Origin of the sequence: Ruania albidiflava DSM 18029, assembly GCF_000421225.1 — a bacterium.
Classification (GTDB): Bacteria; Actinomycetota; Actinomycetes; order Actinomycetales; family Beutenbergiaceae; genus Ruania; species Ruania albidiflava.
In genome coordinates this window covers 66,066-85,280 of sequence record NZ_ATWL01000005.1, presented here as the reverse complement: position 1 = coordinate 85,280, position 19,215 = coordinate 66,066, and the positions used below count along the sequence as shown (strand labels likewise).

Below are 19,215 nucleotides of genomic sequence, written 5' to 3'. Positions count from 1 at the left end.
GCATGAGCGAAGCCTTCGACGCCACGGACGTCATCATCGCCAAGCGTGACGGCGCCGCCCTCACCCCGGAGCAGATCGACTGGGTCGTGGACGCCTACACCCGCGGGGTGGTGGCCGAGGAGCAGATGTCTGCCCTGGCGATGGCGATCCTGCTGCGCGGTATGGACCGGGCGGAGATCTCCCGGTGGACCGCAGCGATGATCGCCTCCGGGGAACGGATGGACTTCTCCGACCTGGGCCGCCCCAGCGTGGACAAGCACTCGACCGGCGGGGTGGGGGACAAGATCACCCTGCCGCTGGCTCCTCTGGTCGCCTCCTTCGGGCTCGCTGTGCCGCAGCTCTCCGGCCGCGGCCTGGGGCACACCGGCGGCACCCTGGACAAGCTGGAGTCCATCCCCGGGTGGCGGGCCGCGCTCAGCAACGCCGAGATGCGAGAGCAGCTGCAGACCGTGGGCGCGGTGATCTGCCAGGCGGGGTCGGGCCTCGCCCCGGCAGACCGCAAGCTGTACGCGCTGCGGGACGTGACCGGCACCGTGGAGTCCATCCCGATGATCGCCGCCTCGATCATGAGCAAGAAGATCGCTGAAGGCACCGGGGCGCTGGTGCTGGACGTGAAGGTCGGGTCGGGTGCGTTCATGAAGGAGATCGACGACGCCCGCGAGCTGGCCCGCACCATGGTCGACCTGGGCAGTGATGCCGGGTTGCGTACCACCGCCCTGATCACGGATATGTCCACCCCGCTCGGTCTGACCGCCGGGAACGCCCTGGAGGTGGCCGAGTCCCTCGAGGTGCTCGCCGGTGGTGGACCACCGGACGTGGTGGAGCTGACCGTCGCGCTGGCCGCGGAGATGCTCGCCGCAGGAGGGCTCACCGACGTGGACCCGGCCGAGCACCTGACCGGTGGCCAGGCGATGGACACCTGGAAGGCGATGATCCGAGCCCAGGACGGCGACCCGGACGCCCCGTTGCCCACCGCCAGGCACACCGACGAGGTGCTCGCACCGGCAGACGGTGTGCTGGTCGGTCTGGACGCCTACGCGGTGGGGCTGGCCGCCTGGCGCCTCGGTGCCGGCCGCACCCGACGCGACGAGCCGGTGCAGGCCGGTGCCGGGGTGCAGCTGCACGCCAAGCCGGGCGCCCCGGTGCGCGCCGGACAGGTGCTGATGACGTTGCACACCGACACCCCGGACCGGTTCGAGCGGGCCCGCGAGGCGCTCGCCGATGCGGTGACCATCGCCCCCGAGGGTGCCCGGCCGGCCACCGGGTCGGTGCTGCTGGACCGGGTGGAGGCCCGGTGAGCGAGGCCGCAGAAGCACCCCAGGGGGAGGAGCGGCGGCCACGTTCGGTGTACGGGGTCGGTACCGAACCGGACGCCCGGTTCTCCCTGGCGAACGAACGCACCGCCCTGGCCTGGTTGCGCACCGGGCTGGCGCTGGTAGCCGGCGGGGTGGCGCTGACCACGCTGGCCTCCTTCGGTGCCGGCAACATGTTCCTGGACCTGGTCGCCGCCCTGGCGTGCGTCGGTGGTGGTGTGCTCGCGCTCGCCGCCCTGTCCGGATGGCGCCGCCGGGAACGGGCGCTGCGGCTGGGTGAACCGTTGCCCGCACCCCGCATCCTGCCCGCGCTGGTGGTCGCCGTCGCACTGTTCGCGCTGCTGATGGTCGCGTACGTGATCGTGCAGCTGGTCACCGGCTAGACGAGCGATGACCACCGGCCTCGACGGCGACCCCGGCGCACAGCCGCAGCGCACCATGCTCTCCTGGCACCGCACCGTGCTCGCGGTGACGATGGGTGCGCTGGTCGCCTCGATGACCGCGCAACGGCTGGGTCACCCGGTGCTCTCCGGTCTGGCGGCGCTCGCAGCCGTAGCGGGTCTCGGTGGGGCGTTGCGCAGGCTGCGGTACTGGCAGCCGACCGCCGCCTCCCGCTGGTCGGTGCTGCGGCAGGCGGCCACCGCCGTGGTGGCGCTGGCCGTGATCGGTGCGGCGCTCGCCGTGGCGAACATCCTCGATACGCTGAATCCATGAGCCTGACCCGCGAGACGATCGCCGCGCTGCCCAAGGTCCTGCTGCACGACCACCTCGACGGTGGCCTCCGGCCGGCCACGATCATCGAGCTGGCCGCCCAGGTGGACCACCAGCTGCCGGCCACGGAGCCGGAGGCGCTCGGGGAGTGGTTCGTCGCCGCCGCAGACTCCGGCTCCCTGGAGCGCTACCTGGAGACCTTCGAGCACACGATCGCAGTGATGCAGACCACCGACGCGCTCGCCCGGGTGGCCCGTGAGGCGGTGGTCGACCTGGCCGCGGACGGGGTGGTCTACGCCGAGCTGCGCTATGCCCCCGAGCAGCACCAGCGCCACGGGCTGACCCTGCAGCAGGTGGTGGACGCCGTGCACGCCGGCATCGCCGAGGGCAAGGCCGAGGCTGCCCGCGCCGGGCACACCATCGAGGCTGGCACGTTGCTGTCCGCGATGCGGCAGAACGACCGCGCCGACGAGATCGCCGAGCTCACCCTGGCCAACCGGGACCGGGGCGCGGTCGGCTTCGACATCGCCGGCCCGGAGGACGGGTTCCCGCCCAGCCGGCAGCGGACCGCGTTCCAGACGCTGCGAGAGGCGAACTTCCCCTACACGATCCACGCCGGGGAGGCGGCCGGTCCGGAGAGCATCTGGGAGGCGCTGCAGCTGTGCGGGGCGCTCCGGCTCGGGCACGGCGTGCGGATCATCGAGGACATCGAGCTGGGCCCCGCCGGTGACGCCGCGGGAGCAGGCACCCAGGCCACCTTCGGCCGGCTGGCCTCCTGGGTGCTGGACCGGCAGGTCCCGCTCGAGGTGTGCCCCTGCTCCAACCTGCAGACCGGGATCGCCGCCAGCGTCGCGAACCACCCGATCAGCACCCTGTGGCACCTGGGTTTCGCGGTGACGATCAACACCGACAACCGGCTGATGTCCGGCACGTCGATGAGTCGCGAGATGGAGCTGCTGGTCACCGAGGCCGGGTGGACGCTGGACGACCTGGAGGAGGCCACCCTGCTGGCGGCGTGGAACTCCTTCGCCCCGCACCACATCAAGCAGCAGATCGTCACCCGGCAGGTGGAACCGGGCTTCGCCGCCGCCCGGGCCTGAAGCACAGCGCTTCCGCGGAAGCGCCCCTATCGTGGAGCCGTGACCAGGTATGCGGTGGTCGGCGGTGGCATCCTCGGCTGCGCTGTGGCGCGCGAGCTCCAGCGCAGCCGTCCTGGTGCTCAGGTCACCCTCGTGGAGAAGGAGGACCACCTCGCCGCTCACCAGTCCGGGCACAGCTCCGGGGTGGTGCACGCCGGCCTGTACTACACGCCCGGTTCGCTGAAGGCTCGGCTGTGCCGGCGCGGGGTGCAGCTGCTGGGCGAGTACTGCGCCGACCGCGCCCTGCCCTACCTGCAGTGCGGCAAGGTGCTCATCGCCCGCGACCAGGCCGAGCACACCCGGCTGCGGGACATCGCCGATCGGGCCCGCGCGAACGGGGTGCCCGGGGTGCGGCTGGTCGGCCCGGCCGGGCTCGCAGAGGTGGAACCGGAGGCGGTCGGCGTGGCCGCCCTGGTCTCCCCGGGCACAGCAGTGGTGGACTACGCGGCCATCACCCGCGCCTTGGCGCAGGATGTGCAGGCCGCCGGCGGTCGGGTGCTGCTCGGTCACCGGGTGCGCACCCTGGTGCCGCTGGCCCGTGGGGTGCGGGTGGTGGCGGAGCCGCAACCGCACTCCGCCTGGGGCGCCGCGGAGCTGACCGACCTGTTCGACGCGGTCGTGGTCTGCGCGGGTCTGTCCTCCGATCGGCTCGCCCGCGCCTCCGGCGGCAGCGCGGATCCGGCGATCATCCCGTTCTTCGGCCAGTACTACCGGATCGACGACGCGCACGCTGGCCTCACCCGGGGGCTGGTCTACCCGGTGCCGGACCCGCGCTACCCGTTCCTCGGGATGCACCTGACCCGCCGGGTGGACGGGACCCTGACCATCGGGCCGAACGCGTTCCTGTCCGCGGCCCGGGAGGGGTACCGCGGGCAGGTGCGCCTGCGTGACCTCATCGAGGTCGCCTGCTGGCCCGGGTTCTGGCGGTTTGCCGCCCGCAACGTGCCGACGGCGGTACGTGAGCTGGCTGGGGTGCTCTCACCCGGGCAGTTCCTCACCGAGGCGCGCAGCTATGTGCCAGCGCTGGAGGGAGCCCGGCTCACCCCGGTAGGCCGGGGCATCCGCGCCCAGGCGATGACCCGCGACGGCCGGCTGCTGGACGACTTCGCGATCGAACGCCGTGGTCCGGTGACCCTGGTGCGCAACGCCCCCTCACCTGGGGCGACCGCCTCGTTGGCGATCGCCGAGCACATCGTCGCCGCAGTCGCCTGAGCACCTCCTACGCCGCCTGATCGTCCTGCTCGGCGGCGAGCTCCCGCCGTCGGGCCCAGTTCGTGACCACGGTGGACACGGCATAGTCCAGGTGCAGCGGACCGCCGTCGGCCGCGGCCAACGACCGCCCGTCTGCGTGGGCCGCGACACCGGAGGCGGTGTCTCCTGGGGCAGCGCGCTCCGGTTCGTCCCAGCTGCGCAGCACTGGCACCGGTGCCCCGTGGTCATCGAACACCTCGAGAGTGCCGTCGGGACTGCGACGCATCCGGTAGCCGCCCTCGTGCAGCCGCCGATGGTGCTCGCCGCAGAGCAGCACCATGTTGTCCAGGTCGGTGCGCCCGCCGAAGACCCAGTGCACGAGGTGATGACCGTGCAGGTATCGGCGGCGGCCACAGCCGGGGAAGACGCAGCCGTGGTCGCGGTCCCACATCGCCCGGAACAGTGCGGAGCTGGGGAGTCGTCGCCGTCGGCCCAGGTCCACGGTGCGGCCCGGGCGCGGGTTCGGCCGGACCCAGTCGGCCGCCGGCGCGGCGCCGTCCTCGTGCAGGTGCACCACCAGGCCCGAGTCGCACGCCAGCCGGCGCGCCGTCTCGGGGTGCAGCGCCGCTCCGGACTCCAACCGCGGTCCGATCAATGCGTGCGGGTCGCCGGTGCAAGGCTCGTCGTCCACGCCATGCTCCGGTTCGGTCGTGCCCACCACTGGGGTGGTCGCCAGGTCCTCCAGCGTGGTGTGCAGCACCGTCTCCGCGCGCCGGGACCCGCGGGTCCGACTGGCCTCGGCCCGGGAGGTGCTGCGCTCTGTTCCGGTGCCGGTCTCGGACTGTTCACAGACCAGCACGAGCGCATCCAGCAGGGAACAGCCAGCCTCGGCTTCGTCAGCGGCGGTGCGTCTCAGGTACTCCTGGACCTCCTGCAACCGGTCGACGATGATCGCGCCCTGCTCCGGAGAGCACCGCACGGATACGCCGATCGACCCGTCGGCCAAGGTCCGGTGCACCAGCGAGCCGCGCTCGTTCCGCTCGTTCACCTCGGTCAACGACCCGGCAGCAGCACGCACCCCGGCGCAGAACCGCTGCACCTGGTCCGCCGTCCCTGCCCTGGCGACCTGCAGCAGCTCTTCTTCGTTGTCAGCTGCCGCCACGCGCGTCAGGGCCCGCACCTTGGAATAGCTGAGTCGCCCCGCTGCAAACGCGGCGGTGATCGAGGGCAGAGAGCGCAGTGCTCGCGCCACCCGGACCTGTTCTCGTGCGGTCACGCGTGCGACGCCGCACTGCCAGGAGAGCCAGTGCGTCGTGGACGTGACGCCGACATAGTGCCCCCACCCCTCGCGTGCGTCGAACTCCCCGAGCAGCACGAGGAACCGGCACGTGCTCGCTGCGATCCCCGCTGCCAGCGAACCTAGCTCCGCCGCCAGGTCCCAGACCGTGCGGCCGGCCAGGTCCGGTGCATCCTCGATGCTGCCGCTCGTACCCACTGTGCTCGTCGTCATCGCCCATCACCGTCCTCGTCGCATCTTTGTGCGACAGTACGATCGATCACTGACACCTGCCCGGTGCCGGCCCGCCCAGACCGCTTCAGCGGAAGCGCTCCGCCGCGCCAGGCGCCCCGCCGGTCGGCCGTGTGAGTCCGATCACCTCTGTGTCGCGCCAGGGCCGACCGCTCGAGCAGTGCTTTACAGTTCAGGTAACGATCACTGTCCCCGGAAAGGTCCAGACCGTGCGCCGTCGTGCCCTGCTCCTGACTACCACTGCGCTGGCGCTGGCGCTGACCGCCTGCTCCAGCCCGGACGAGTCCGGCACCGATGCCGACCAGCCGAGCACGGCAACGACTGCCAGCTGCGAGCCGGGTGCCCTGGACACTCTCACCGACGGCACGCTCACCGTCGGCACCTCCACACCGTACGAGCCCTGGTACGTGGGCGAGGACCCCAGCGCCGGTGAGGGCTTCGAGTCCGCGCTGGTGTACGCCGTCGCCGAGCAGCTCGGCTACGCCGAGGACGCGGTGACCTGGGAGAACGTCACCTTCGAGCAGATCATCGCACCGAACATCAAGCCGTTCGACTTCGCCGCCTACCAGACCACCATCACCTCCGAGCGCGCGGAGGTGGTGGACTTTTCCGCCCCCTACCTGGACACCTACCAGGGGGTGGTGGTCGCCGACTCCGGCGACTACTCCGGTGCCACGGCGCTCGCCGACTTCGAGGGTGCCCGGATCGGCGTGACAGCCGGGCAGACCTCCTTGCCGGATTCCGAGGCTGCCTGGGAGGACGCTGTCGAGCTGGTGCCCTATGACGACGCCGGGATGGCGATGCAGGCGCTGAGCAGCGGGCAGGTCGACGCGGTGGTGATGGACGTCAGCCAAGCGGTGGCCGCCTCCACGGTGTACTTCCCGGACACCTCCGTGGTCGGCACCCTGCCCGCCTCCGGTGAGGTGGCACAGCTCGGGTTCGTGCTGGACAAGGACTCACCGCTCACAGACTGCGTCTCCGATGCCGTGGAGGCGCTGCGGGTTGACGGCACGTTGGACGAGCTCGCGTCGGAGTGGCTGAACACCGACGGAATCCCCGAGCTGGTCTGACCGGGGCGCCGATGGTCGCCGAGCCGAACGCGGTACCAGACCAGAGACCCTGGCAGCCCAGCGAGAAGGCGCTCGCCCGCACCGTCTACCGGGCTCGCCGTCGGCGCCGCTCGTTCCTGGTGGCACTGGCCTCCACGGTGGTGGTGGCGGGGCTGGCCTGGTGGGTGCTGGTCAGCTCACCGGGGTGGGAGCGTACTCGGGAAGCGTTCTTCGACCCGGCCCGGTTCGTGGAGATGCTGCCCGCGCTGGCCGGAGGGTTGTGGCTGAACCTGCGGGTGTGGGTGATCGCCGGCCTGGTCTCGCTGGTGCTGGGGCTGCTGCTGGCGATCGCGCGCACCACCACTGCTCCGGCGCTGTTCCCGCTGCGCGCGGCCGTGGTGGTGTTCGTGGACGTCTTCCGCGGCGTGCCGGTGCTGCTGGTGCTGCTGCTGGTCGGCTTCGGCCTGCCGGCGCTGCGCCTGTCCTGGCTGCCGGTCCAGGCCGCGTTCCTGGGGACCCTCGCCCTGGTGCTCACCTACAGCGCCTACCTGGCGGAGATCTTCCGCGCCGGTATCGAGGCGGTGCACCCGGCGCAGGTGGCCGCGGCCCGCGCGCTCGGTCTGACCCGGGCGCAGACCACCCGCCGGATCGTGGTGCCGCAGGCGGTGCGCAACGTGGTGCCGGCGCTGCTGAACATCGTGGTGGCGCTGCAGAAGGACTCCGGGCTGATCTCCATCCTCGGTGCGGTGGACGCGATCCGGGTGGCGCAGATCTCGGTGACCGGCGACTACAACTTCACCCCGTACGTGGCGGCCGGGTTCCTGTTCCTGGTGGTCTCCATCCCGCTGACCCGCGCAGTGGATGCCTACAACGCCCGCCGCGGCTGGCGGGGTACCCGCGGTGTCGGGGGAGCGATCCGATGACGGCGGAGCTCACCTCGGGCAGTCCTCTCGCCCCGCTGCTGGCCTTGCGTGGGGTGCGCAAGTCCTTCGGGGAGCACCTGGTGCTGGGCGGTGTCGATCTGGAGGTGGCCGAGCACTCCTGCGTGGTGCTGATCGGCGCGTCGGGGTCGGGCAAGTCCACGTTGCTGCGTGCGGTGGACCTGCTCGAGGACATCGACGACGGGTCGATCCAGCTGCGCGGGGTGGACATCGCCGACCCGTGGGTGGACGCGGACGCGGTGCGCGCCCGGCTGGGCATGGTGTTCCAGGCCTACAACCTGTTCGCGCACCTGCGCGTGCTGGACAACCTCACCCTCGCCCAGCGGCTGGTGCACAAGCAGGGCAAGGACGAGGCCGAGGCGGCCGCGATCGAGATGCTCGCCCGGGTCGGCCTGGCGGACAAGGCCACCGCCTACCCGGACCAGCTCTCCGGCGGCCAGGCGCAGCGGGCCGCGATCGCCCGCGCGCTGGTGAACGAACCCGAGCTGCTGCTGCTGGACGAGGTGACCTCGGCCCTGGACCCAGAGCTGGTCGGGGAGGTGCTCGACCTGCTGGTGGGTCTGCGCGAGGAGGGGATGACGATGCTGGTGGCCACGCACGAGATGGGCTTCGCCCGCCGGGTGGCCGACCAGGTGTGCTTCCTCGACGGTGGCCGGGTGCTGGAGGCGGGGACGCCGGAGCAGGTGCTCGAGGATCCGCAGCAGCCCCGCACCAGGGAGTTCCTCGCCCGTCTGCAGGTGTGACACGCGCAGTCGGCTGCAGGTATCGCCGTCATGCGGATCGGGCGCTCAGGGCCCGAGGCATCCGATCGGGATGACGTGGACGCCGTCGTCACGAAGGCCGCCCGCTCCGGTGCTGGTGATGACGCCGAGGCATGATGGCTCGCCGTGCCGGGAGGTATCCACGCTCTTCGCGAAGCGGAGCAAGGACGCTGCCGCCTGGTCTACCGCGTCGGGGTTGAGCTTGATCTCAAAGGCGCCCCATGTGTTCGGGCCGGCGGAGACGATCGCGTCAACCTCGTTGCCGTTGGCGTCGCGCCATGAGGTGACTTGGGCGTCCAGCGGCTGGCTGTAGATCCGAAGGTCCCGGACGACGAGGGCTTCAAAGTGAAAGCCGGTAGCGTTGAGATCCGACAACAGGTCGCGGCTGCCTACACCGAGGGACGCCGTGCCGAGGGACGGATCTACGAAATAGCGCACCGGTGCCGAGCGTAACCGCGTCCGCGAGCGCATGTGCGGGAGCCAAGCCTCGGAATCGTCGATCAGGTGAAGCCGGCTGAGCGCACTCAGGTAGGCGGCCAATGTGTCCCGGGCGATGGGACCATCCGCGCCGCCAACGTCCCTCGCCAGCTCACTGCCCTTGGTTGCCTGGCCGACGGAACGCCCCAGGGCCTCCAGAAGTCGTCGCAGGTTGCGGGGGTCACGACGGGTACCAAGCTTGTGGATGTCTACCTCGACAATGTTGGTGAGGTAGTCGCGTAGCCATCGGCGGGCCTCAGTCTCCTTGGCGTTGACGAGCTCTGGCCAGCCTCCGATCACGATCCGTTGGAGAAGTTCGTTGAACGTCAGGTGCGTTCCAAGCCCATCCTGTCGCTCGCCCTGGAGAAGGGTGGCGAGCGACATCTCACCAGTCGATTGACCCGACTCGAAGAGACTCATGGGGCGCATCTTCATGACTGAGAACCGTCCGGCTCCGGAGTGCCGTGAAGCGTCGTCGGTCGGAGTCGCTGAGCCGGTGAGGATGAAGAGTCCCTTGCCGTCGCGATCGTCCACCTGACGACGAACCTTGTTCCAGATCGTCGGCTCGACCTGCCACTCGTCGAAGAGGATCGGGGTGGGATGTGCGAATAGCCGGTCGGGCGAGAGTCGGATGAGGCTCCGTGCATTGTCGTCTTCGTCCACGCGAAACGTGGACCTGGCATGCCGGGAAGCAGTCACCGTCTTGCCGCAGGCCTTCGGTCCTTCGACCAAGACTGCCCCGATGTAACCGAGACGGCGCTCAAGTTCTCGGTCAGCGATCCGGTGCAGGTAGGTGGGCACGGACTCGACTCTACCCTTTGCCTAAGCAAAGATCGACGTTTTGCCTAGACCACAGTCGCTATATTGCCTACGAGAAGCGGGGGTACAGCGATTCAGATTTGTGCGCGCGCACTCGGCTCTCCCTATCCACAGGTGCGGGACAGACGCAGCGATGGCCCCGAACTAGTGCGACTGAACCTCGGTGTGCCAGTTCGTATGGCACGCTCTCACCATGGCATGGACGGTGGCGACGTCGTGCGCGTCCTGATCACCGGGGCGACGGGCACACTCGGCTCGGCTCTCTGCTCAGCGGGTCGGCGCTTCGGCCACGACATGCTGGGTGTGTCCCGGACCAAGCCGCCAGGCTTCAAGGAGTGTGAATGGCGGCCTCTCGATGTTCGAGACGGGGAGTCTGTCGATCGTCTGATCGCAGAGGTCCGCCCAGACCTTGTCATCAACTCTGCAGCCGTGGTCGGAGACTGGAAGGTGACCGCGGGCGGGGCCGTGAATGTGGCCGTGGCTTGTGCTGAGCGGGGAGTGCGGCAGCTGCTGATGTCGACGGATGCTGTCTTCGTCAGTCGCGACGAGGGGTATCGGGAGGAGGAGCCACCGTCGCCGGTCACTCCTTACGGCGCCGCCAAAGCTGCGGCGGAGACCGCGGTGTCTGCCATCGACCCGGGCGCGGCGATCGTGCGCACGTCGCTGATCGTCGGCGGCGCTGTGTGGGAGATCGCCACGTCGGGGCGGTCTGGAGTGCATCACGTGGCTGGGCCGGAGTCGCTCAGCCAGTACGAGCTGGCGGTCCTGATCGCGCGCCGTGACGGTCTCGATCCCCACCGGCTCGCACCGGTGCTGCGTGGCGCCAGACCAGGCGCTGCTGTGATCCGGCTGGACTGCACCCAGACCCAGACTGCGCTACGAACTACGCTCCGCGGCGCATCCGAGTTCCTTACCGAGGGTGTGGCAGGAGGTTGAAGCCCGTTTTCCACAGACCAGCGAACATGTGCTGCACATGAAACGCTGGAGACATGAAGATGCTTCAGGTACGCAACCTCCCGGACGGGCTGCACGCGGCTCTGAAGGAGCGTGCTCGGAGCGAAGGGATGACCATGTCGGACTATGTGGCCAAGGTGCTGCAGCGCGATCTGGCCAAGCCCACGATGGCGGAGTGGATCGCCGAGCAGACGCGACGCAACGAGCCTCGACGGGAGATCGATACGATCTCCGCCCTTGACGCGGCGCGTGAGGAATATGACCCCGACGAGCGCTTCCCGTCCCGGTGAGGGTCGTTCTCGACGCGAGTGCCGGCGTCGACTCGGTGCTCGCCGGCTATCGCGGTACCCGGGTGCTGGATGCCATGTGTGGGAAAGAGTCCTGGGCTCCGAGTCTCGTCGACTCTGAGGTGCTCTCCGCGTTGGCGCGGCTCGAACGTGCCGGTGTGCTCACCGGAGCAGAGGCCACCCATGCGCTCGGTGCCTGGTCCCGGGTGCCGTGTCAGCGAGTCCCCAGCGAGTTCTCCTGCAGGACGCGTGGTCGCGCCGGGCTGCGCTCCGGGTCTCCGACGCCCAGTACGTGGCGCTCGCAGACCGGCTCGGGGCGCCGCTGCTCACCTGCGACGCCCGGCTGGCACGCGCACCGGTCGGGCAGGTGAAGGTCCAGCTGATCGAGTGAGCACCCGGGCTGGGCGAGCGCTCACATCCCCTTCGGGTGCCAGACCGTCTTCGTCTCGGTGAACGCCAGGATCGCCTCCAGCGACTGGGTATCGAGCCAGTCGCCCTCGGTCTCGCCCGCCGGGCGGCGCACCCGCTTGAGGTTCTCCGCCGCATCGGCCTCCAGCTCGCCCCAGGTGATCCCGTCGGCGCCGAGCGCGCCGGCCAGGTCGATCGCGTTCACGTCCATGTGCGCCGCCAGGTGCGGTGCCACCTCCGCAGTGCGGCCGGTGAGCACGTTCACCACGCCACCGGGCACGTCCGAGGTAGCCAGCACCTCCGACAGCGTGACCGCCGGCAACGGGCGGTCCTGCGAGGACAGCACCACCACGCTGTTCCCACTCACCAGCACCGGCGCCAGCACCGACACCAACCCCAACAACGAGGAGGCCTGCGGCGCCAGCACGGCCACCACCCCGGTCGGCTCCGGCACGGAGAGGTTGAAGTACGGGCCAGCCACCGGGTTGGCGTTCCCGGCCACCTGCGCCACCTTGTCCGTCCAGCCCGCGTACCAGACCCACCGGTCGATCGCGGCGGAGACCAGCTCCTCGGCCTTCTTCGCCGAGACGCCTTCACCGGCGGCGACATCCCCCACGAACTGCGCCCGCCGCCCCTCGAGCAGCTCGGCCACCCGGTAGAGCACCTGCCCCCGGTTGTACGCCGTCGCTCCGGCCCACCCGGGCTGAGCGGCGCGCGCAGCGCGCACCGCGTCTCGCGCATCTTTCCGCGAGGCCAGGGCGGCGTTCGCAGCAAAGGTGCCCTCAGCCGTCGTGATCTCATAGGTGCGCCCGGACTCGCTCCGCGGGAACTTCCCCCCGACGAACAGTTTGTAGGTCTTGCGCACATCGAGCCTGGGTGTGGTCGTCGAGCTCATCGCACCGTCCCTTCCACGAGGTAGGGCGCCAGCCCGTGCCGGCCACCTTCCCGGCCGTACCCGGACTCCTTGTACCCGCCGAACGGGCTGGTCGGGTCGAACCTGTTGAACGTGTTCGCCCACACCACCCCGGCGCGCATCGCATCGGCCATCGCCAGGATCCGCGACCCCTTCTCCGTCCAGATGCCCGCCGAGAGCCCGTAGGGGATGGTGTTCGCCTTCGCGATCGCTTCGGCCGGGGTGCGGAACGTCAGCACGCTCAGCACCGGCCCGAAGATCTCCTCCCGGGCGATCCGGTGCGCGGACGACACGTCGGTGAACACCGTCGGGGCGAACCAGTACCCGGTCTCCGGCAGCGGGCAGTCGCTGGTCCACCGGGTGGCGCCCTCGGCCTGGCCGGCCTGGGTGAGCGTGGTGATCCGCTCCAGCTGCGCTGCGGAGTTGATCGCGCCGACGTCGGTGTTCTTGTCCATCGGGTCGCCCACCCGCAACGTGGAGAGCCGGCCCTTGAGCCGCTCGGTGACCTCCTCGGCGATGGACTCCTGCACCAGCAGCCGGGACCCGGCGCAGCACACCTGCCCCTGGTTGAAGTAGATGCCGTTGACGATGCCTTCGATCGCCTGGTCGACCGGGGCGTCGTCGAAGACGATGTTCGCGGCCTTGCCGCCCAGCTCCAGGGTGGCGTGCTTGCGGGTGCCGGCGATCTGCTTCGCGATCTGCTTGCCGACGGCGGTCGAGCCGGTGAAGGCCACCTTGTCCACTCCCGCATGCCGCACCAGGGCAGAGCCCGTAGGGCCCGCGCCGGTGATGATGTTCACCACCCCCGGGGGCAGCTCGGCCTGGCGGAGCAGGTCGGCGAACAGCAGCGCGGTCAGCGGCGTGGTCTCCGCCGGTTTGAGCACCACGGTGTTCCCGGTGGCCAGTGCCGGGGCGATCTTCCACGCCAGCATCAGCAGCGGGAAGTTCCACGGGATCACCTGCCCGGCGACCCCGTGCGGGCGCGGTTCGCTTCCGTACCCGGCGTAGGAGAGCTTGTCCGCCCAGCCGGCGTAGTAGAAGAAGTGCGCGGCCGCGGTGGGCACGTCCACGTCGCGGGACTCCCGGATCGGCTTGCCGTTGTCCAGGGTCTCCAGCACCGCGAACTCCCGGGAGCGTTCGGCCAGCAACCGGGCGATCCGGAACAGGTACTTGGCCCGCTCCGCCCCGGGCATCGGGCCCCACACCTGCTCCTGGGCGCGGCGGGCAGCGGCCACCGCCCGGTCCACGTCCGCCTCGTCGGCGACGGCGACGTCCGCCAGCACCTCCTCGGTGGCCGGGTTCACGGTCTTCATCGCCGCGCCGGAGCCCTCGACGAACTCCCCGTCGATGAACAGCCCGTAGGAGGAGTCGATGTCCACCACGGAGGCGGACTCCGGTGCCGGCGCGTACTCGAACTTGCTCATCGCTCTAGCCTCAGTCGATCGTCACGTAGTCGGTGCCGGAGTAGACCCCGCTGGTCAGCTTCAGGCGCTGCAGCAGCACGTCGTTGAGCAGCGAGGAGGCGCCGAACCGGAAGAACTCCGGGTCCAGCCACGCCTCGCCGGCCACCTCGTTGACCGCCACCAGGTACTTCAGCGCGTCCTTCGCCGAGCGGATGCCGCCGGCGGGCTTGACCCCCACCTGCACCCCGGTGGCGGCGAGGAAGTCGCGCACCGCCTCCAGCATCAGCACGGTCACCGGCAGCGTGGCGGCGGGGGAGACCTTCCCGGTGGAGGTCTTGATGAAGTCCGCCCCGGCGAGCATCGCCAGCCAGGACGCACGGCGCACGTTGTCGTTCGTGGCCAGCTCCCCGGTCTCCAGGATCACCTTCAGGTGCGCCGGCTCCGCCCGGGACTGGCACACCTCGCGCACGGCCACGATGTCGTCGTACACCTTGCGGTAGTCCCCGGCCAGGAACGCACCCCGGTCGATCACCATGTCGATCTCGTCCGCCCCGGCGTCCACCGCATCCTGGGTGTCCGCCAGCCGCGCCGCCGTCCCGGCCCGGCCGGCCGGGAACCCGGTCGCCACTGCGGCCACCGCGATCGGTGCCCCGCCGAGGGCCTCCTTGGCGATCTGCACCCGGTCCCCGTACACGCAGACGGCGGCCGGTCGCGGGCAGGAGGCATCGCCCGGTTGCGGGGTGAGTGCCTTGGCGACGAGGGAACGTACCTTGCCGGGGGTGTCGGCACCCTCCAGAGTGGTCAGGTCGATCATCGAGATCACCGTGTCCAGCCCCCAGGCCTTCGCGGTCGTCTTGATCGACCGGGAGCCAAGCTGAGCGGCCCGGCCTGCCAGGCCGACCGCATCCACCCCCGGCAGCCCGTGCAGGAAGGTGCGCAGGGCGGCGTTGCTCAGCTGGTCCGAGCCGACGACGCCGCTCGCGTCGGCGCTCACCTGCTGGGCGGATCGGGTGGCCGGGTGGGTGCCGCCGGTGCTCGAGGGCGCCGGTGCGGTCGTGGTGGTGGCCATGGGACGAGTCTAGGCCGGGGAGCCTGGTCAGACGTGGCTGTTCCGCCCGAACGAGGTCAGGTAGCTGGCCCCACCCGCAGCCAGCTCTGCCTCGAAGTCCCGCGCCCAGGCGGCGTAAGGACGGGCAGCGAGGTGCTCGTTGCCGAACCGGGTGTCCTCGGAGACCTCGGTGACGCAGAAGTCCGGGATCACCAGGTCGGTGACCGGTCCGCCGCGTTCGCACTCGGCCACGATCAGCGGTGCGTTCGCCCCGAGGAACTCGTCCAGCACCCAGCCGTCCTCACCGAGCCAGACGGCGTGCCGGAGCTTGAGCACCTTCGCCCCACCACGGCGGACCATCTCCTCGGCCACCAGCGGGTCCAGCTCCCGCTCGGCCTCGTACCGGGTGCCGCCCACCGCCGGACCCTTCGCAGTCAGCGTGCACACCGACCACTCGCCCGCTACCGCGGTGAGGATCCCGGCGATGTCCGCCGACCGACGGAACGGCTCCTGGGGTGCCGGAGCCTGCAGCCGCACCCGCAGTGCGTACCCTTCGCTGGCCAGGTAGTAGCTCTGCACGATCACATCGGGGGTGGCACCGACGAGCAGGTCCGTCGGCAGGGCGCGGACCAGGAACTTGCGCTCGAACTCGAAGTCGCCGTACCCGGGCTCGCTCATGCGGGGAGTTTACCTGCGGGACCGGCCCAGGAGTGGGACCTGGGCCGGTCCCGCAAGCGCGATCAGTCCAGGCCCGCCGACCCGGCAGCCGCCGCCTGCTCCTGAGCGGCGGCGGAGCGCTCGGCGATCCGGTCCTGGATGGACTCGGCGTGGTCGGCTCCGGAGGCCTGCTCGCTGAAGGCCTGCACGGAGAGCTCAGCGGGGGAGTCGTGGTCCCCGATCACCTCTCCGCGGACTCGCACGTTGTCGCCGAGCACCGCCACCGGCTCGTTGTCCTGCAGGCGGAGGTCGCCGTTCACGATCGAGTCGTCGACCACGACCCCGGCGGTGTTGGTGTCGATGCGCAGCGTGTCGCCCCAGTAGCTGGCACCCAGGTCGCAGTCAGCGATCGGGCCGTCCGACCCGATCTGCACCGGGCCGGCGTTCTCCGCCAGCCGGCTGGTGCCCTGCACGGTCACCCCGCAGAGGATGGCTCCCTCCGCGCTGTCGCGCAGCACGAGCCGACCGTCGATGAACGTCCCGAAGATGTCCGTGTAGAGGGTGCCCTGGGAGTTGACCGTGCCGGCGATGCTGCTGTTCTCCACGTAGACCTCTCCGGAGCGGGCCACCAGGTTCGCGCCGAGCGCGGAGTCGAGCGTGTAGACAAAGCTGGCGATCTCCTCCTCGCCGGCCCGGGAGAGGACCCGGTCGGAGACGGTGCTCTCCTCCAGCACAGCCCCGTAGGCACCGTTGAGCGTGACCGCGCCGGCGACCTCGCTGCCGACCAGGTCGAGGTAGGCGTCGGCGGCACCGACGATGTCGCCGGTGACGGTCACGTCCTCGCCGATCAGGTCCGCACCGGCGCGTACCCGCACGTCGCCGTCGACGGTGGTACCGGTCAGGTCGCAGGTCTGCCCCGCTGGGACCACCAGGTCCCCGGGAACGGTGACGTCCCCGGCCGTCCCGCTGCAGCGGGTGACCAGGTCGGCGCTCGCTGACGTGGCGGTGAGCATCCCCGCGGCCGCCACCCCCGCGATCGCCAGTACACCTGTGATGGACTTCCTCATCGAATCTCTCCCATTGTTGTCGCTGATCGCACCTCGAGCAGACAACCGTCCCCCGACGTGCTGGGCACCTACACTATGGGTACTGGCTCCGGAACGACAGCCCCTGTCCAGAAGTCAGGCGAAGAACCGGAACAGCGGGGAGTCCGGTGGGATCGGCTGGTAGCTGAGCCCGGAGGCGTCCATCCGCTCCAGCAGCGGCTGGTAGTCGTCCGCCTTGCCCAGCGTCAGCCCCACGAACGCCGGCCCGGTCTCCCGGCTGGACCGCTTGGTGTACTCGAACAGGGAGATGTCGTCGTCCGGGCCGAGCACAGAGTCCAGGAAGCGGCGCAGCGCGCCAGGCTCCTGGGGGAAGTCGATCACGAAGTAGTGCCGCAGGCCGGTATGCACCAGCGCCCGCTCCTCCACCTCCGCATACCGGGAGATGTCGTTGTTCCCGCCGGAGAGGATGCACACCACCGTGCTGCCCGGGCCCACCTCCACGGTCGCCCCAGAGCCGACCGGTCCGACCGCCGCCAACGCCAGCGCGCCGGCCGGCTCGGCGATGATTCCCTCCACCTGGTACAGGTCCAGCATCTCGGCGCAGATGCGGCCCTCCGCCACCGCCAGCATCGGCACCCCCAGGCGCTGGACCAGCTCGTAGGAACCGTCCCCGACCCGGCGCACCGCCGCGCCGTCCACGAACGTGTCCATCTCGGTGAGGGTCACCGGCTCCCCGGCGGCCAGTGCCGCCGCCATGCTCGCCGCCCCGGCCGGTTCCACCCCGACCACCCGGGTGGAGGGGCACGCCTCGGCGAAGTACGCGGCCATCCCGGCCACCAGACCGCCGCCCCCGACCGGCACCACCACCACGTCCGGCGGTGCGCCGAGCTGGTCGTGCACCTCCTTGGCGACAGTGCCCTGCCCGATGATCGTGCGCGGGTCGTCGAACGGGTGCACCATCACCGCCCCATCGGTCTCGGCGAACGACCGGGCGGCCGCCGAGGCCTCGTCGTAGGTGGAACCCACCTTCACGATCGTCACCTGGTGCCGGCCCAACGTCGCGATCCGGTCCAGCTTCTGCCTCGGCGTGGTGCGCGGCACGAAGATCCGCCCGGCGATACCCAGCTCTGCGCACGCCAGCGCCACCCCCTGGGCGTGGTTCCCTGCGCTGGCGCACACCACTCCGCGCGCCTGCTCCGCCTCGTCCAGCCGCAGCATCAGGTTGAACGCGCCGCGCACCTTGTAGGAGCGCACCGGTTCCAGGTCCTCGCGCTTGATGTGCACCCGGGCGCCGGTGGCTGCGCTCACCCTGGCCCAGGATTGTAGCGGGGTGCGGGTGACCGCGTGCTGGATACGCTGGGCCGCCTCCCGGACGGCGGTCGCGCTGACCTGGCTGGTGTCAAAGCCCATGAGCGGAAGTGTAGGAGCGTGTGTGACAGTGGAGGACATGGAGATCTGGCCCGTGCTGAGATGGATCATCGCCGCAGCGTCCGCAGCAGTCGGTGCACTCCTGGTGCTGCTGGTCGCCAACATCGCCCTGACCAGGGTGGGTCGGCGGCTGCCCCCCGTGCAGCAGGGTTGGCTGAGGCTGCGCCGCCCGCTGGGGGCGCTGCTGCTCAGCGTGGCGTTGCGGATCGCGTTCGCGCAGACCGCCCAGCCGGGCACGTTCCGGGACGTGGGCATGCACGTGCTGCTGATCGCGGTGATCGTCTCGGCAGTGTGGTTGGTCGCCCGACTGGTGCTCGCCTGGCTCATGCACACCCAGCGCCGACTGGTCGCCCGGATGCGCGACGACGACCGTGCCCGCCGCCGGGTGCAGACCCAGATGCTGCTCATCCGCCGGGTGGTCAACGCCGTGTTCGTGGTGATCGGCGGTGCGATGGTGCTGCTCACCTTCCCCGGGGTGGAGCAGATCGGGACGACGATCCTCGCCTCCGCCGGTCTGCTGTCGGTGGTCCTCGGTATCGCCGCACAGTCCTCGTTGGGCAACCTGTTCGCCGGGTTGCAGCTGGCGTTCACCGACGCGATCCGGATCGGGGACATCGTCGAGGTGGACGACACCTGGGCCACCGTGGAGGACATCACCCTCTCCTACGTGGTGGTGAGCATCTGGACCGAGCAGCACAAGGTGCTCCCGTCCACGTACTTCACCACCACCCCGTTCATCAACTGGAGCCGGACCGGTGAGTCGGTGATCGGGCTGATCTACTTCACCCTGGACTGGCGGGTGGACATGGCCGGCTTCCGGGCGGAGTTCGAACGCCTGGTGGATGCCAGCGGGCTGTGGGACGGACGCTCCCGCGCAGTGCGCGTCACCGACTCCACCGGCGACCGGCTCACCGTCCGCGCCCAGGTGAGCACGGCGAACACCGACGACGACTGGTTCCTGCGCTGCGACGTGCGCGAGGGCCTGGCTACCTGGTTGCGCGAGCACAACCCGGAGGCGTTGCCGTTGCAGCGGGTCACCCTCACCGAACCGGTCGAACCGCCGATCACCGCCCCCGGTCTGCTGCACAGCGCCCGCAGCGACAGCGAGGTGCCCGAGGGGCCCGCCGGCGGCGACCACTAGC

The 19,215-nt window shown here is 70.5% G+C and carries 20 protein-coding genes; 12 read left to right on the top strand and 8 right to left on the bottom strand.

The features are described from left to right. The first annotated feature begins 2 nt into the window (after positions 1–2). Genes K338_RS0107925 through lhgO form a run of 5 tightly spaced genes read left to right on the top strand, consistent with a single transcriptional unit; the run spans position 3 to position 4,375 of the window. Positions 3–1,298, top strand: a complete 1,296-nt coding sequence (locus K338_RS0107925) for a thymidine phosphorylase (protein WP_022917641.1) — start codon at positions 3–5, stop codon at positions 1,296–1,298. Beyond that, on the top strand, positions 1,295–1,696 hold the full coding sequence (locus K338_RS0107920; RefSeq protein ID WP_022917640.1) for a YidH family protein: 402 nt from the start codon (positions 1,295–1,297) through the stop codon (positions 1,694–1,696). Before K338_RS0107925 ends, K338_RS0107920 begins: the two co-directional genes overlap by 4 nt. 7 nt (positions 1,697–1,703) lie before the next feature. Next, positions 1,704–2,027 carry a DUF202 domain-containing protein gene (locus K338_RS21260; RefSeq protein WP_022917639.1) on the top strand — a complete coding sequence of 108 codons (324 nt, stop codon included), beginning with the start codon at positions 1,704–1,706 and terminating at the stop codon, positions 2,025–2,027. Then, the gene (locus K338_RS0107910) at positions 2,024–3,124 is read left to right on the top strand and encodes an adenosine deaminase (RefSeq protein ID WP_022917638.1); all 1,101 of its coding nucleotides are present in this window, start codon (positions 2,024–2,026) and stop codon (positions 3,122–3,124) included. Before K338_RS21260 ends, K338_RS0107910 begins: the two co-directional genes overlap by 4 nt. 39 nt (positions 3,125–3,163) lie before the next feature. Further along, positions 3,164–4,375, top strand: coding sequence for an L-2-hydroxyglutarate oxidase (lhgO, locus tag K338_RS0107905; protein WP_022917637.1), 1,212 nt, complete (start codon positions 3,164–3,166; stop codon positions 4,373–4,375). Between the two features lie 7 nt (positions 4,376–4,382). On the opposite strand, the gene K338_RS0107900 is transcribed toward lhgO, so the two are convergent. Then, positions 4,383–5,864 carry an HNH endonuclease signature motif containing protein gene (locus tag K338_RS0107900; RefSeq protein ID WP_022917636.1) on the bottom strand — a complete coding sequence of 494 codons (1,482 nt, stop codon included), beginning with the start codon at positions 5,862–5,864 and terminating at the stop codon, positions 4,383–4,385. Positions 5,865–6,091: 227 nt separating this feature from the next. On the opposite strand from K338_RS0107900, the gene K338_RS0107895 reads away from it, so the two are divergent. From K338_RS0107895 to K338_RS0107885, 3 genes are read left to right on the top strand one after another with little or no spacing between them, the layout of a single operon-like run. After that, positions 6,092–6,952 (top strand): ABC transporter substrate-binding protein, encoded by an 861-nt coding sequence (locus K338_RS0107895; protein WP_022917635.1) that lies wholly within the window; start codon positions 6,092–6,094, stop codon positions 6,950–6,952. An 11-nt stretch (positions 6,953–6,963) separates the two neighbouring features. Beyond that, positions 6,964–7,854: an ABC transporter permease subunit gene (locus tag K338_RS0107890; protein WP_022917634.1), complete on the top strand. Its 891-nt coding sequence runs from the start codon at positions 6,964–6,966 to the stop codon at positions 7,852–7,854. Next, positions 7,851–8,615, top strand: a complete 765-nt coding sequence (locus K338_RS0107885; protein WP_022917633.1) for an amino acid ABC transporter ATP-binding protein — start codon at positions 7,851–7,853, stop codon at positions 8,613–8,615. Before K338_RS0107890 ends, K338_RS0107885 begins: the two co-directional genes overlap by 4 nt. A 45-nt stretch (positions 8,616–8,660) precedes the next feature. On the opposite strand, the gene K338_RS0107880 is transcribed toward K338_RS0107885, so the two are convergent. After that, positions 8,661–9,911 (bottom strand): ATP-binding protein, encoded by a 1,251-nt coding sequence (locus tag K338_RS0107880; RefSeq protein WP_022917632.1) that lies wholly within the window; start codon positions 9,909–9,911, stop codon positions 8,661–8,663. Between the two features lie 216 nt (positions 9,912–10,127). On the opposite strand from K338_RS0107880, the gene K338_RS21255 reads away from it, so the two are divergent. The 3 genes from K338_RS21255 to K338_RS24385 all read left to right on the top strand — a co-directional run bounded on the left by K338_RS21255 (position 10,128) and on the right by K338_RS24385 (position 11,561). Then, positions 10,128–10,865, top strand: a complete 738-nt coding sequence (locus tag K338_RS21255) for an SDR family oxidoreductase (protein ID WP_022917631.1) — start codon at positions 10,128–10,130, stop codon at positions 10,863–10,865. Positions 10,866–10,918: 53 nt separating this feature from the next. Next, positions 10,919–11,173 carry a FitA-like ribbon-helix-helix domain-containing protein gene (locus K338_RS0107870; RefSeq protein WP_022917630.1) on the top strand — a complete coding sequence of 85 codons (255 nt, stop codon included), beginning with the start codon at positions 10,919–10,921 and terminating at the stop codon, positions 11,171–11,173. 208 nt (positions 11,174–11,381) lie between these two features. Beyond that, complete coding sequence (locus K338_RS24385) at positions 11,382–11,561, top strand: PIN domain-containing protein (protein ID WP_027286580.1); 180 nt, start codon at positions 11,382–11,384, stop codon at positions 11,559–11,561. A 21-nt stretch (positions 11,562–11,582) separates the two neighbouring features. Here K338_RS24385 and K338_RS0107860 read toward each other — a convergent pair whose 3' ends face one another. The 6 genes from K338_RS0107860 to ilvA form a co-directional block, all read right to left on the bottom strand. Next, on the bottom strand, positions 11,583–12,473 hold the full coding sequence (locus K338_RS0107860; protein ID WP_022917629.1) for an aldehyde dehydrogenase family protein: 891 nt from the start codon (positions 12,471–12,473) through the stop codon (positions 11,583–11,585). After that, on the bottom strand, positions 12,470–13,915 hold the full coding sequence (locus K338_RS0107855; protein WP_022917628.1) for an aldehyde dehydrogenase family protein: 1,446 nt from the start codon (positions 13,913–13,915) through the stop codon (positions 12,470–12,472). The genes K338_RS0107860 and K338_RS0107855 overlap by 4 nt, the downstream gene beginning before the upstream one ends. 10 nt (positions 13,916–13,925) lie before the next feature. Next, entirely contained in the window at positions 13,926–14,963 is a 1,038-nt protein-coding gene (gene deoC, locus K338_RS0107850; RefSeq protein WP_022917627.1) for a deoxyribose-phosphate aldolase, read from the bottom strand. Between the two features lie 27 nt (positions 14,964–14,990). Further along, entirely contained in the window at positions 14,991–15,620 is a 630-nt protein-coding gene (locus K338_RS0107845; protein ID WP_022917626.1) for a CYTH domain-containing protein, read from the bottom strand. Positions 15,621–15,682: 62 nt separating this feature from the next. Next, entirely contained in the window at positions 15,683–16,666 is a 984-nt protein-coding gene (locus tag K338_RS21245) for a hypothetical protein (protein WP_022917625.1), read from the bottom strand. 114 nt (positions 16,667–16,780) lie between these two features. Beyond that, positions 16,781–18,055 carry a threonine ammonia-lyase IlvA gene (gene ilvA, locus K338_RS0107835; RefSeq protein ID WP_022917624.1) on the bottom strand — a complete coding sequence of 425 codons (1,275 nt, stop codon included), beginning with the start codon at positions 18,053–18,055 and terminating at the stop codon, positions 16,781–16,783. Between the two features lie 37 nt (positions 18,056–18,092). On the opposite strand from ilvA, the gene K338_RS21240 reads away from it, so the two are divergent. Further along, positions 18,093–19,214 (top strand): mechanosensitive ion channel family protein, encoded by a 1,122-nt coding sequence (locus tag K338_RS21240; protein WP_169579530.1) that lies wholly within the window; start codon positions 18,093–18,095, stop codon positions 19,212–19,214. Position 19,215 lies beyond the last annotated feature (1 nt).